This window comes from Pseudolabrys taiwanensis (assembly GCF_003367395.1).
Lineage (GTDB): Bacteria > Pseudomonadota > Alphaproteobacteria > Rhizobiales > Xanthobacteraceae > Pseudolabrys > Pseudolabrys taiwanensis.
Genome location: NZ_CP031417.1, coordinates 157,650 through 169,956, shown reverse-complemented (window position 1 = coordinate 169,956; position 12,307 = coordinate 157,650). Strand labels below are relative to the sequence as shown.

Annotated in this window: 12 protein-coding genes; 5 read left to right on the top strand and 7 right to left on the bottom strand. The window is 64.5% G+C overall.

Features of this window, described 5'->3' with window-relative positions; translation table 11 throughout:
* Positions 1-30 precede the first annotated feature (30 nt).
* Together flbT and flaF are read left to right on the top strand one after the other, a co-directional pair.
* A complete protein-coding gene (gene flbT / locus DW352_RS00750; protein ID WP_115687600.1) occupies positions 31-465 on the top strand; it encodes a flagellar biosynthesis repressor FlbT in 435 nt (144 codons plus the stop codon).
* Complete coding sequence (gene flaF, locus DW352_RS00745; RefSeq protein WP_115687598.1) at positions 407-775, top strand: flagellar biosynthesis regulator FlaF; 369 nt, start codon at positions 407-409, stop codon at positions 773-775. The genes flbT and flaF overlap by 59 nt, the downstream gene beginning before the upstream one ends.
* A 157-nt stretch (positions 776-932) precedes the next feature.
* On the opposite strand, the gene DW352_RS00740 is transcribed toward flaF, so the two are convergent.
* From DW352_RS00740 to DW352_RS00730, 3 genes are read right to left on the bottom strand one after another with little or no spacing between them, the layout of a single operon-like run.
* Positions 933-2,429, bottom strand: coding sequence for a flagellin N-terminal helical domain-containing protein (locus DW352_RS00740; protein ID WP_115687596.1), 1,497 nt, complete (start codon positions 2,427-2,429; stop codon positions 933-935).
* A gap of 7 nt (positions 2,430-2,436) precedes the next feature.
* Positions 2,437-4,302 carry a flagellar hook-associated protein FlgK gene (gene flgK, locus DW352_RS00735; RefSeq protein WP_115687594.1) on the bottom strand — a complete coding sequence of 622 codons (1,866 nt, stop codon included), beginning with the start codon at positions 4,300-4,302 and terminating at the stop codon, positions 2,437-2,439.
* A 31-nt stretch (positions 4,303-4,333) separates the two neighbouring features.
* The gene (locus tag DW352_RS00730; protein ID WP_115687592.1) at positions 4,334-6,334 is read right to left on the bottom strand and encodes a flagellar hook-basal body complex protein; all 2,001 of its coding nucleotides are present in this window, start codon (positions 6,332-6,334) and stop codon (positions 4,334-4,336) included.
* 329 nt (positions 6,335-6,663) lie between these two features.
* Here DW352_RS00730 and DW352_RS00725 point away from each other — a divergent pair, with 329 nt between their 5' ends.
* A complete protein-coding gene (locus tag DW352_RS00725; RefSeq protein WP_210209907.1) occupies positions 6,664-7,509 on the top strand; it encodes an AAA family ATPase in 846 nt (281 codons plus the stop codon).
* 102 nt (positions 7,510-7,611) lie between these two features.
* Here the strand turns inward: DW352_RS00725 and DW352_RS00720 are convergent, their stop codons facing one another.
* Complete coding sequence (locus DW352_RS00720; protein WP_162826690.1) at positions 7,612-8,067, bottom strand: hypothetical protein; 456 nt, start codon at positions 8,065-8,067, stop codon at positions 7,612-7,614.
* Between the two features lie 226 nt (positions 8,068-8,293).
* Between DW352_RS00720 and DW352_RS00715 the strand changes: the two genes are divergently transcribed.
* Positions 8,294-8,842 carry a DUF2975 domain-containing protein gene (locus tag DW352_RS00715; protein WP_115687586.1) on the top strand — a complete coding sequence of 183 codons (549 nt, stop codon included), beginning with the start codon at positions 8,294-8,296 and terminating at the stop codon, positions 8,840-8,842.
* A 9-nt stretch (positions 8,843-8,851) separates the two neighbouring features.
* Positions 8,852-9,055, top strand: a complete 204-nt coding sequence (locus DW352_RS00710; RefSeq protein ID WP_115687584.1) for a helix-turn-helix domain-containing protein — start codon at positions 8,852-8,854, stop codon at positions 9,053-9,055.
* A gap of 40 nt (positions 9,056-9,095) precedes the next feature.
* Here the strand turns inward: DW352_RS00710 and DW352_RS27125 are convergent, their stop codons facing one another.
* The 3 genes from DW352_RS27125 to DW352_RS00695 all read right to left on the bottom strand — a co-directional run bounded on the left by DW352_RS27125 (position 9,096) and on the right by DW352_RS00695 (position 12,295).
* On the bottom strand, positions 9,096-9,911 hold the full coding sequence (locus DW352_RS27125) for a hypothetical protein (protein ID WP_210209906.1): 816 nt from the start codon (positions 9,909-9,911) through the stop codon (positions 9,096-9,098).
* A 54-nt stretch (positions 9,912-9,965) separates the two neighbouring features.
* On the bottom strand, positions 9,966-10,790 hold the full coding sequence (locus tag DW352_RS00700; RefSeq protein ID WP_115687582.1) for a MipA/OmpV family protein: 825 nt from the start codon (positions 10,788-10,790) through the stop codon (positions 9,966-9,968).
* Positions 10,791-10,933: 143 nt separating this feature from the next.
* Positions 10,934-12,295, bottom strand: a complete 1,362-nt coding sequence (locus tag DW352_RS00695) for an NAD(P)/FAD-dependent oxidoreductase (protein WP_115687580.1) — start codon at positions 12,293-12,295, stop codon at positions 10,934-10,936.
* Between the last annotated feature and the right edge of the window lie 12 nt (positions 12,296-12,307).

Genomic DNA, 12,307 nt, shown 5'->3' with positions numbered 1-12,307 from the left:
CAAAGAAGCCCGGCAAGGAGCGGCGTGCTTATGGGTCTCAAAGTCGAGCTCAAGCCAGGCGAAAGATTTATTCTCGGCGAGTGCCTGGTCACCAATGGTGGCCAGCGCACGCGGCTTTTGATTGAAGGCCAGTCGCCGATCCTGCGCGAAAAAGACATCATGACGAAAGCGCAGGCCGATACCCCGGCCAAGCGGATCTATCTCGTCGTGCAGCTGATGTACACCTCCCGCGACCCGGCGGTGCATCACCCCACCTACTTCTCGCTCATGCACGATCTCGTTCAGGCTGCGCCGAGCGCCTGGCCCTATATCGTCGACGTGAGCAACCACATCCTCGCCAACGAAATGTACAAAGCGCTCAAGAGCGCCAAGGCGCTCATCGCGTACGAAAAGGAGCTGATTGACAATGCATCACGCGGCGAAAGCGTACGGGCAGGTCGCCCAACAAACCGCAAACCCGCGTGAACGCGAAGCCGATCTGCTTCTCGACGCGGCTGCGCGGCTGCAGGCGATCCGTGACGGCTGGGATGCCCGCCGTTCTGAGCTCGACGCCGCGCTTCTCAATAACCGCAAGCTTTGGACGATCTTCATGACCTCGGCCACCAGCCCGGAGAATCCGTTGCCGGTGGGCGTGCGTCAAAACGTCGTCAATCTCGGCCTCTTCGTGCTCAAGCAGACGATCGCCGTCCTGGCCAATCCGAAGCCGGAAAACCTCGGCACGCTCATCAACATCAACCGCGAACTGGCGGCGGGCCTGCTGAACCGCGCCGCCTGACCGTCGGCTCCTCGCGATGAAAAGAAAACCGCGGCTCTCTGCCGCGGTTTTTTTATGCCGCCAAGCCAGCCCTGATCGGCAAACACCGCGCAAAAAAAGAACGTCCGGAAAGCGCCAAGCGCCTTCCGGACGTTCGACGGCGGCGTAAGAAGAGCCGCTATTTGAGGTAATTCACCAGGCTGGTCTGGAACAGCATCGCCGTCGTCTGCATCGACGCCTGCATCCGCGTCTGCAACGCCAGGATCTGTGCGGCGACTTCCTCGTTCGATACGCCGGAGATCTGCTGCAAGTAGTCGCCGACCGTCGCCGAGGTCTGCTGATGGCGTGCCTTGGCGGCCGTCATCGACGTCTGGGCGCCGGCAAGCTCGGCCTGGATATCCACGACCGTCTGTCCGCCATCGCTGTTGCTCAAGCTCGCCGTCAGGCGGTTATTGAGGGCAGCGCTCAGGTCGGCCGCATTGGGCGAGGTCGAGTTGATGTTCACCGCGGCCAAGGTGGCGACGTTCTTGACGATGTCGCGAATGCCTTCCTCATTGGCGCGGACGCCGTAATCGACCGACAGCGACCGGTCGATCTGCGCGGTTGCCGTTCCGCGGGCCGGGTCGGAGCCTGCCTCGCCGGTGTACCAGATGACCGAGTTGGCCGCGGTGCCCGCTACCAGGCCCGTCGCGCTGTCGAACGGCGGGCCGTCGACGCGCAGCGGCGGATGGTTGATGTCCGCGTTGAAAAACTCGTTAGACGCCTGCACCGCCGAGGCCGCCGTCAACGACGTCTGGGCGAACTTGCCGATCGTCGTATTCAACGACGACTGGAAGTTCGCCGCCGTGTCGGCCGCCGTCGCACCGATGGTGAACTGACCGTTCCCCGGCGGCGACTTGGTGGTCGCCGTCATGGTGATGTTCTCGGTGCTGCCGTCCGGCAGCGTCACGCGCAAGGTGAGCGCATCGCCTTCGTTCGGCACGCCCGTGAAGTCCACGGTCATGTTCGACGGCGGGGTGCCGGTCGGGCCCGTGACCGTCGCGTTCGACAGGGTCGACGATGCCGACGACAGCTTGATGCCGAAAGGCGAGGCCTCGTCGCCGACGCTGACCGAGGTCGCGGTCGGCGCCGTGACGGTGAGCCGGCCGGTGCCCGCCGTACCGAGATCGGCCTGCTGACGCTCGGAGATGATCTGCTTGAGACCGGCGCGCGAGCCCTGACCGTCAAGCATGTCGGTCATGGAGGCCAAGGCCGGCTTGTCGGTATCGCGACCGGAGAACAGATAGCGGTCGCCGGACTGCGTGTTGAGCAGGCCGACGAGTTCGTCCAGCGACGTACGCGCCGTCGCCTGCAGCGTGCCGGCGCTGGTGCCGGCGGCATTGGCCTGCAGGATCGTCGAGCGCGTCGTGTTGGCGATATCGCCGACGCGGTTCAGCGCGGTCTGCATGATGCCGATACGCGTCCCGACATTGGTGATTGTGTCGGAATAGGCACTGACCGACGAGAGCTGCGCTTGGAGGCCGATCGCGAGACCGCGGCCAAGTCCGAGGCCGGCATAGGTATCCGACTTCTGCCCGGTGCTCATCTGCCGCTGCAGATCGTTGAGCTGCGCCCGCATCTGGACCAGCATCTGAATAGCCGAAGCGGATTGCGAGCCAATCGAGGAAATGCTCATGGCGACCTCATATCTTCATCAGCGCGTCGAGCATGTCTTTGACAGCCGACATCACGCGGGCGTTCGCCGCATACGAGTTCTGCAGCGTGAGCAGGTTGGCCATTTCCTGGTCGACGTTCACACTGGACGTATCGTTGAAGCGTTGTTGCAGCGACGACAGCACCACGTCCTGCCCTTCTTTCAGGTTCTGGGCCGAACTCGCGGCCTGTCCCTGCGAACTGATCACCTGGCGAAGGAAAGTCGTGATCGAACCCGAGAACGGCGTATCTTCCGTACCGAGCCCCGTCGACGGCGAGAACTGCGTGCTCGCCTGCGTCAGCTGGCTGAGCAGAAAATCGGGCCGCGTGCCGTCGCCGGACGACACGCCGCTCCCGTAAGTCACGAGCTTCGACGGATCGGCAACGAGCGCGGCGTTCACCGTGATGCGCCCGGCAAAGCCGACGCTCTGAGAGCCGAGCGTCGAAATCGCCCCCGTATACGGACTGTTGGCATCCGTGAAGAACGGCAATTCTGCGCTGCCGCCGGTGAGCGACGTCGCGGTCGTCGTGGTGCTGACGGAATTGACCTTGACGATATTGCCCGGACCGTCATCGAGGATGCGCAAGGTCGTGCCAGACGGGTTCGACGCCACCATACTGGTGGAACCGATCGCCTGCTGGATCTGGCCAAGCACCGTGCTGAAGCCGCCGGAGAAGTCGATGCCGTAGACCTTGTCGTTCGGATTGGCGGTCACGTCGTTCTTCAGCGGCAGGACGGACGGATCGTCCACCCGCATCAACGTGATCGTACGCGGCGTGTTGGTCAGCGTGTCGGTGTAGTTGATCGTGATGGAGTTGCCGGCGGCCAGGCTGCCGATATCGATATCGTAGCCGTTCTGCACGCCCGACGTCACCGCCGTGCCCGACGTCGTCTTATCCGATAATGAACTCGCCATCGACGCGGCGATGGCATCGATCTGGTTCTGCGCCTGCGGCAGGACCTTGTCGCGCATCTCCAGATAGGAGGCGATCTCGCCGGACCGGATCGCGCCCGAGGCGATCAGATCCGTCTCGCCGCCATAGGGCGACTTCAAAGTCAGCGTGCCCACCGTCCGGGTCGCCGGATCGTTGGTCCACTGCGCGCCGGCGCTCATCGTGCCCTGCGCGTCGAATGAGATCTGCGCCGCCTGCGTGCCGACGAGCTGGACGCCCGAATTGGTGAAGACCGCGACCTGATTGTGGTCGATGGACAGCACGTTGATGTCCATGATCTTCGACAACTGGTCGACATACGAATCGCGCTGGTCGAGCAGGCTCGCCGTTGCGGTATCGTCCGCACCCGACGCCGCGATCTGCGTGTTCAGCTTGGCGATCTGGCTCATCGCCTCGTTGGCGCGCGACGTCGCGTCGGCAATCCCGAGCTCGGCATCCTTGCGCAAGCCCTGGATGCTGTCGGTCATGTAGTTGAGCTGTTGCGCCAGCGCCTGCGCCGTGCTGATCACCGAGGAACGCGCCGCGGTATCGTCGGGGCTGGTCGAGAGCGCCTGCAGCGCGGTCGTGAAGTTATTGTAGATCGTGTCCAGCGCGTTGCTGGAGCCGGGCGTGCCGTAGACCGTCTGCAGGCGGTTATAGAAATCGGCGCGCGTGCTGGCGTAGGTCGCGCCGGAATTCTCGATCCGGAGCTGACGCTGCACATAGGTGTCGAGCTCGCGCTGGATGGCGCTCACCCGCACGCCGATGCCGGTGTTGTTGCCGGCGATCGCGACCTGGTTGACGGTCTTGCGGATATAGCCCGGCGTATCCGCGTTGGCGACGTTGGCAGCAACCAGCGCGAGACTCTGCTGGTTGACCTTCAGCCCGGACATCGCCGAGACGAGTGCCTGCGACAAACTCATGTCGGTCGCTCCATGCCGTTACCCGCCCCCATCAGCGCAACATGTTCAGGAGGTCCTGAACCATGGTGTTGGTGGTGCTGATCACGCGGGTATTGGCCGAATAAGCCTGCTGCGTGACGATGAGCTTGGTGAACTCGTCGGCGATGTCGGTGTTCGAGCCCTCGAGCGCGGAGCCCTGGATCTTGCCGCTCGCGTTGAACAGCGGCGGGCCGGATTCCGCCGTGGTCTCGAAGGCGCCGCCGTCGATGCGCTTGAGCGAGTCGGCACCCGTGAAGTTGGCAAGCGTGATCTCGGCGAGATCGATGGTGCGGCCGTTCGAATAGGTGCCCGCGATGCGGCCCTTATCGGTGACGGCGACCGACTGCAGCTCACCGGCGGCGAAACCGTTCTGGTTGAGGATGTTGACCTGCGCCGTACCGTTGGCGTCGGCGAACTGCGTGACGCCCGACGTACCGTGCACGAGCTGGATGCTGCCGAGGTTCACGCCGTTGACGGTGAGGTTGTTGAGCGTCACCGAGTTGATCGGCGGATTGAGCTGGTTGTTGGAGCCGAAGGTGTAGTCGACGCCGACGTTCGTCCAAGCCGCCTGCTGGCCGGTCGCGGTGGTGCTGTTCTGATAGAACAGATTCCACTTGTCGACGTGAGTGCCGCCGAGCGTCGCGGAATCGACCTTGGCCCAGCGGAGCTGCACGTTCACCGAGGCGCCCGAGCTGTCGTAGGTGGTGACCGAACCGCCGCTGATCGACTCGTTGAGGAAGGCCGGAACGTCGCTGGCGATGACGGTGCCGCTCGCCGGCAGGCCGGTCGTGGTCTTCATGCCGAAGTTGGCCGCGGTGGCGGAACCGGTGACCGTGATGGTGCTGGTGGCGTTACCGGCGGTGACGGTGATGTCGCCGGTCGAGGTGTTGACCGAGGCGGTACCGCCGGTGAGACCGGCGAGCGCGGTGTTGAGCTCGGCGAGCGTCGAAACCTGGCCAGGACCGGTACCGAAGGTGATCGACAGCGCCGGATTGCCGCTGACCACGATGGCCATGGTCTGACCGGCCGAGGCGCCGCTCTGCGTCAGAATGTTGGTCGGATTGGTGGTACCGGCCGAGATACCGAGATCGGTAAGCACCGACGGCGTCGTCGACGAACCGATGACGACATTGCTGTCGGCGTCGGCGCTGGTGAGCACCAGGTGATCGGTGCTGTCGAGCGTCGCGGTGACGCCGGTCGTGCCGGTCTGCGCGTTGATCGCGCCGACGATGGTGGTGATGTTATCGCCGGGATTGATGGTGATCGACGTACCGTTCAGATCCAACGTGCCGCCGGTGGCGGCCAGCGACGTCAGCACGGCCGAACCGGTCAGTTTGGCCGGCGCGTCGGGCAGCAGCTTGCCGCCCTTGCCGATGATCGAGGCGGCGGTCGACGCGCCGTTGATCGGGTTGGCGGAGAAGGCGGACGGCTGCAGGAGCTCGGAGCCCGGAATGGTCGAGTCGTAATCCTGCGTCTTCGGCGTGCGCGCGAGATTGAGCTTGTAGTCGATCTCGGTGGTCGGCTGCGCCGGCAGGAAGCTGCTCTGGAACTGCATCAACTGCGGCTGGCTGCCGATGGTATTGCCGGTCTTGGAGTCGATCGGGATGCCCATCAGATAGTAGCCGGCCCCGTTCACCAGATAGCCGTTCTGGTCGAGCTTGAAGTCGCCGCGGCGAGTATAGAGATCGGCGCCGTCGAAGGTCGGCGTCGAGTCCGCGAAGCTGGACGGCTTCTGCACGACGAAGAAGCCCTGGCCGTTAATGGCCATGAAGGTGGAGACCGACGCGCTCTGGATGTCGCCCTGCACCGTGTTGGTCGAGCGCGACGACGCGCTCACGCTGCCGGACAGTTGCTTGCTCGGGTCGCTGCTCGGAATGAGATCTTCGAAGCTGGTATCGATGCGCTTGAAGCCGGTCGTCTGCGAGTTCGCGATGTTGCCCGACACGTTCTCGAGCGCATAGCTCTGCGCCTTCATGCCGGTGACCGCTGTGGTGAGCGCCCCAAAGATACCCATGACTGTTCTCCGCTGTCGCGCCGCCCTTCGCCCCGACGGGGGCTCGCGCGCGATCTCGGCGAAGACTTGGCAATCGGCGTGCCAGCCGAATGCGTATTTATTTTCAATAGGTTGGCGAGACCACAGCGGCGCGCGCGACCGCCATCAAGGTTGTTTTCTGCCGCCGCGCGGCAGATTTTGCCGGGCGCGGGATGGGCTTTGGGGGCTCGTATTGAACGGGAGAGGCTGCAGATCCGGGCGCACTTTGTAAGCGCAAACGACGGGTAGCGCGCGGCCCCCGCTCTATAATAAAGCTAGCGCCGACCTGCCGGTGAAAGGGTGAGATTTCAATGCGTTTCGAGGGTACACAAGCCTACGTCGCGACCGACGATCTCAAGGTAGCGGTCAATGCCGCCATCACGTTGGAGCGCCCGCTGCTGGTGAAAGGCGAGCCCGGCACCGGCAAGACCGTGCTGGCGATCGAAATGGCCAAGGCCCTCGGCGCGCCGCTCCTCGAATGGCACGTGAAGTCCACCACCAAGGCGCAACAGGGTCTCTACGAGTACGATGCGGTGTCGCGCTTGCGCGACAGCCAGCTCGGCGACGAGCGCGTGAAAGACATCCGCAACTACATCAAGCGCGGCAAGCTGTGGGACGCCTTCGTCTCCGACGAGCGCCCGGTGCTGCTGATCGACGAGATCGACAAGGCCGACATCGAGTTTCCCAACGACCTGCTACAGGAACTCGATCGCATGGAGTTCTTCGTCTACGAGACCGGCGAAACGGTGAAGGCGCGCCGCCGCCCGATCGTCGTCATCACCTCGAACAACGAGAAGGAATTGCCGGACGCGTTCCTGCGCCGCTGCTTCTTCCACTACATCCGCTTCCCCGACGACGACACGATGCGCGCGATCATCGAGGTGCACTTCCCCGGCATCAAGCAGCGCCTTGTCGCCGAAGCGCTGCGTCTGTTCTACGAAATCCGCGATGTGCCGGGCATGAAGAAGAAGCCGTCGACATCGGAATTGCTCGACTGGCTCAAGCTCTTGATGGTCGAGGACATCACGCCCGAAATGCTGCGCGAGCGCGATCCCAAGCGGCTGATCCCGCCGCTGCATGGCGCGCTGATCAAGAACGAGCAGGACGTGCACCTGTTCGAGCGCCTGGCGTTCATGGCGCGCAGAGACGGTCGCTGACGCGGCACGAGGGCCGCTGAACACTTGGTCGTCTCATGCGAAAGTGGGAATCCATACGCTGTGTCCTATCGATGAACGGCGGCGCATTGGGTCGGCGCGCGATCACGCACACGGTGGGATTAAGGCGGCGATATCGCGTGTTGCGTCGAGGCTGCGCAGATCGACGTCGCGCGTGAGCGGCACGTAGCTGCCTGTTTCGCTCGTCCGCAGATAAGTCGAGAACAAGACCGGCCCCTCGCCAAGCGTTTCGGTGCGACAGGTCTCCGGCCGGACCGAGATCGTCAGCGATCCCTTCACGCCGGTGTTTTTCTTCGCGAGCATGGTCGCGCGAAACGCTTTCAACCGCGCCAGGTCGTCGGGATCGATGCGATAGGCAAACAGCGCGGAACCTGACGAGAGCTCATTGCGCAATGCCAACAGGTCAGCCGCATCCGACACCTCGCGCAAGGCGAAATCCTGCGCCTCCTCCGAGCCGTTGTTCATTTTCACGACGAGATGCAAGCGCATCCCGTCCGGGCGCGGCCGCAACTGACGCGGCAACTTGACCGCCGCGCGCATGAGCGCCGGATCGGTGGTGACGAAATCGATCTGCGACAGTTTCAGAAGCGATGTGACCGGCACATGGCTGCAACTCGCTAGCACACACGCCGACACGATTACGGCGACCCAGCGGAATCGACAGGCCGCCGCAGCAAAATCGTACATAGCCTCCGTCTCCATATTGACGATGATTAATTATTGTAATACGATAATTTAATCGCATGTCAAATGAAGGAATTCACGAATGCTCCCCACGCCGGCCCGACTCGAGCGTTTGACCCGCCTGTCGCGCGTCATGGAGGTCGTCACGCTCGTCGGCATGGTGCTGATCGGAATTCTGACGGCGCTGATGTTCATCATTCCCGAGTGGACGCGGAATCTGGTGCTCGCCAAACTCGGCGAGGCTGGTGCCACACTGCCAATCACCGTGGAGGGACGACTGATTGCCGGGCTGATCACTGCCGTGCCGCTGGCTGTGCTGCTCTACGGTTTGTGGACCGTGCGCCGGCTCTTTCAGGAATTCGCACGCGGCCGCGTTTTGACGACCGAAGCTGCTCGCTGCCTGCAGACATTCGCCGTGACAGTGCTCGCGCAAGCGCCATTGTCGCCCCTCGCAGGCGCCGCCATCTCACTGGCTTTGACGCTCACCGCGCAGCCCGGTCCGAAAACGGTGATGCTCGGTATTTCGACCAATGATTACCTGGCGCTGATTATTGGCGGCGTGCTGCTTGCCGTGGCCACGGTCATGCGCGAGGCAGCCCGTCTTGCCGAAGAGAATGCAAGTTTCGTCTGAGGCAACGCGATGTCGATTGTGGTCAATCTCGACGTGATGCTGGCGCGCCGCAAGATGCGCTCGAAAGAACTTGCCGAGCGCATCGGCATCACCGAACAGAACGTCTCGCTCTTGAAATCGGGCAAGGTCAGGGGCGTAAGGTTCGACACGCTCGCCCGCATCTGCGCGGTGCTCGATTGCCAGCCGGGCGATATCCTCGAATACCGCCCCTGACGAGAGTGCGCATTCGAACGTCGAGACGCGCAGGCGCGCCTTACTCCGGCGCGGCTTCCTCGGCCGGCGTCTCTTCCGCGGCCGGCTTGGCCGCCGGCTTGGCCGCCGGTTTCGGCGCAGCGGCAGGCGAACGCCGCTTGTGCGCCGCGGGCTTGGCTGGCTCCGCCGCCGCCACAACCTGCTCCGCGATCCAGCCTTGCTCCTTGGCATAAGCGACGATGCGCTCGCCCGCCGCGCGGCCGATGGCACGGGCCGGTCCCTCGACGTCGGGCGACAGCTTTTCCGTCGGCGAACCGGTCGCAGCAATGACCGCGGCGATCGCGCTGCTCGCCGCGGCGTTCGACGCCGCGGCGCGGCGCGCCGCCGGTGCGCCGACGCTGAAGCTGAGCAATTCCTTGCGCGAGCCGCCAGCCATATTGGTGACAACCATGTCGGCGGCGACGCCGCCGCGGTTCGGGCCGAAGCCGGTCGTATCGCGCGCCCGCTCGCCCTCGGCATGCAGCGTGCCGGTCACGAGCACGGCGGCATCGCCGGCCGCGATGCTTTCGGCTGCACCCGGCTGCGCATCGAGCCCGGCTTGGCGCAGGGTCACCACGATGGTCGCGACGATCTCGTCGTTGACGCGCTCGTTGGTGCGCTGCTTGCGCTCGTAGGTCGGGATTTCGCCGATCTTGCGCGACAGCCGCGCGGTGTAGCCGCGGTCAACCGCCGCCACCTCCGGCTGAAAAGAGAAGTCGCTGACGACGATGGTCTTCGGTTTGATGGGGGCGCTGGCGCCCGCGAGGTTCAATCCGTTATTGGCACAGCCGGCAAGGGCCAGCGCTGTGAGGCACAGGCACAGAGAGAGAATGCGCATGGCAGGGAAAGTTCCGTGGGGATCAGGCCGCGCTCCTATAGAGCGGGAACTTGCTCACCACAAGGCGTGCATGTCGAAAGAATAGGTCACGCCGAGACCGGTCTGCCACTGATCGCGCGAGCCGCGCAGCGTGACGATCGGCGAATTGCCGGCGTCGCCGACCAGCCGCTCGTATTCGACAAAGACATAGGTCGCCCACTGCGGCGACCATTGATAACGCGCCTGACCGCCGGCGCCCCACGAGTAGACACCGCCGCCGGCGCTGTAGACCGGCAGGCCGGAATTAGCGGACTGCACCGAGTTGACGCTGAAGTACGGATCGACCGCCTTGTCGGACATCAGCGTGGTGCGCGGACCGCCGGACAACGTAAGCTGCGGCGTCACCGGCATCACCAGATCCGCCATCAGATCACCGACCACGCCGTGATGACCGCCGAAGCCCTGACGCACTTCGGCGCGCGTCCGCAGCCACTGGGTCGGCCAGAACTCGACGAAGCCGCCGGCCTCGAAGGTGTAATCGACGTTGCCGAGGCCGTTGAGATTGCCATCGGCGCTTTCACGCCGCGGCAGACGGATTTTGAAAGCCGGACCGGCGCGGAAGCTGCCGGTGTCCAGGATAGGCACGCCGAAACCGTCGCGGGCGCTGTGGAAGCGCGGCGCAGTACCCGCCCGACGCACGTCGAACAATGGCAACGGCAAGAACGTGTAACGATCCGAGCCCGGGAAGGTCGGCGTCATGCGGCCTTCGACGCCAAGCGTGACCGTCCACTCTTTGGAAGCGCCAGGTGCCCAAGCCGGCGTCACGATATCCGCCGCCTGCGCGGACGCGATGCCGCTCGCCACCAGAACCGCAGCCACTCCGATGCGCACGCTCAACATCAAACCAATCCCCTGCCCGCGGCAAACGGCCGAAACGATAGAACCCGCTTCGACCTTAGCAACACCATGGTGCAGCAACGTTTACGCCAGAATCGAAGTTCTGGCGCGGGAAAAATCTGTGCGGATATGTTGCATTTTTGCCGCTAGGGCGCGGCCACCGGGGCGCGACGCGAAGCCAGACGCGCTTGCTTCCGTGTCCGCGCGCGCTCGCGCTGCCGGGCGACCATGCCCGCCACCGCTTCGACCGGACGGGAACCCCAATAGACGGCTTGAGCAAAGGCACGCCCCGGACGGCCGCCGGCCCAGACCAATTCGTAAGGGGCAAACAAGCGCCAGGTTTGGTCGGCGTCGACGATACCGCGGCCGATCAGTTCGCCCGCCATCGCCGTGGTGTTGAGACCATGGCCGCCGAAGCCGCCCGCCACCCAGACGCCCCGCTCGATCTCGCCGATCTGCGGCATCCGATGCACCGTGCGGCCGAGAGTTCCGCGCCAGACGTGCGCGATATCCACTTTGCCGAGCGAGGGGAAGTTGCGGCGAATGTCGGCGACGAGGCTGCGGCCGATCCGGCGCGGCTCCGCGTCCCAGGTGCGCATGCGCCCCGACCATTGCAGCCGGTTGCCGTCGACGATGCGATAGTGGTTGTCGGCGCGATTGGTGTCGCTGACCGCGCCGCGATAGCGGATGACCTCGTCGAGCTGCGGTCCGAGCGGCTCGGTGACGACAACGAAGGTCGAGACCGGCAACAAAGTCGCGGCAAGTCGCGGCATCAGACCGCCCAACTGCACATTGCCGGCGAGCACCACATGCGGCGCCCGCAACCGTCCGTCTGGCGTGACAATCCGCTTGCGCACGCCGGCCGGATCGATCTCCAGCGCCGGCGTATCCTCGAAAATGCGCACGCCGGCTTTTTCGGCAAGCGCGGCAAGGCCCAGCGCATAATTGAGCGGATGGATATGAAAGGCGCTTCTGTAATGCGCCGCACCGAAATAGCGCGGATTCGGCAACACCTCGCGCACGCGGTCCTTCGACCAGTATTCGACATCGGCGCCGATCCAGCGCAGACGCTCGATGTCCGCGCGCACAGCTCTGTCGTTGTCGGTCTTCGAGATGTGCAGCCAGCCCGGCATCGGATCGGTGCCCGGCATGTCCGTGTCGACGATGGTGCGGCGAACATAGTCGAGACCACGCTCCGACAGCGCCCATAGCTGCTTGGCGTGGTCGAGCCCGACCCGCTCGACGATGTCGTCGATATCGGCGCCAAAGCCGGGCAGAACAAACCCGGTGTTGCGGCCGGAGGCCGCATCGGCGACGCGCCCCGCCTCCAGCACCGCGACCGACCAGCCGCGCTCCGCGACCTCACGCGCGACCGTAAGTCCGGCGAGCCCCGCCCCGATCACGCAGACGTCCACGTCGAGGTCGAAGTTCAGCCGAGGCCGCGCCGGGCGCGGAACGCTCGTGGTCTCGTACCACGTCGAGGCTGCTTGGTCGCTCGTCTGGCTCATTCCGTTACCGGT

What these genes read in the sequence shown, in the direction of transcription:
- flbT (WP_115687600.1), top strand. Translation starts at nt 31, where the DNA reads ATGGGTCTCAAAGTCGAGCTCAAGCCAGGCGAAAGATTTATTCTCGGC.
- flaF (WP_115687598.1), top strand. Translation starts at nt 407, where the DNA reads ATGCATCACGCGGCGAAAGCGTACGGGCAGGTCGCCCAACAAACCGCA.
- DW352_RS00740 (WP_115687596.1), bottom strand. Translation starts at nt 2,429, where the DNA reads ATGAGCATTTCCTCGATTGGCTCGCAATCCGCTTCGGCTATTCAGATG.
- flgK (WP_115687594.1), bottom strand. Translation starts at nt 4,302, where the DNA reads ATGAGTTTGTCGCAGGCACTCGTCTCGGCGATGTCCGGGCTGAAGGTC.
- DW352_RS00730 (WP_115687592.1), bottom strand. Translation starts at nt 6,334, where the DNA reads ATGGGTATCTTTGGGGCGCTCACCACAGCGGTCACCGGCATGAAGGCG.
- DW352_RS00725 (WP_210209907.1), top strand. Translation starts at nt 6,664, where the DNA reads ATGCGTTTCGAGGGTACACAAGCCTACGTCGCGACCGACGATCTCAAG.
- DW352_RS00720 (WP_162826690.1), bottom strand. Translation starts at nt 8,067, where the DNA reads ATGCGCGCGGCGGTCAAGTTGCCGCGTCAGTTGCGGCCGCGCCCGGAC.
- DW352_RS00715 (WP_115687586.1), top strand. Translation starts at nt 8,294, where the DNA reads ATGCTCCCCACGCCGGCCCGACTCGAGCGTTTGACCCGCCTGTCGCGC.
- DW352_RS00710 (WP_115687584.1), top strand. Translation starts at nt 8,852, where the DNA reads ATGTCGATTGTGGTCAATCTCGACGTGATGCTGGCGCGCCGCAAGATG.
- DW352_RS27125 (WP_210209906.1), bottom strand. Translation starts at nt 9,911, where the DNA reads ATGCGCATTCTCTCTCTGTGCCTGTGCCTCACAGCGCTGGCCCTTGCC.
- DW352_RS00700 (WP_115687582.1), bottom strand. Translation starts at nt 10,790, where the DNA reads ATGTTGAGCGTGCGCATCGGAGTGGCTGCGGTTCTGGTGGCGAGCGGC.
- DW352_RS00695 (WP_115687580.1), bottom strand. Translation starts at nt 12,295, where the DNA reads ATGAGCCAGACGAGCGACCAAGCAGCCTCGACGTGGTACGAGACCACG.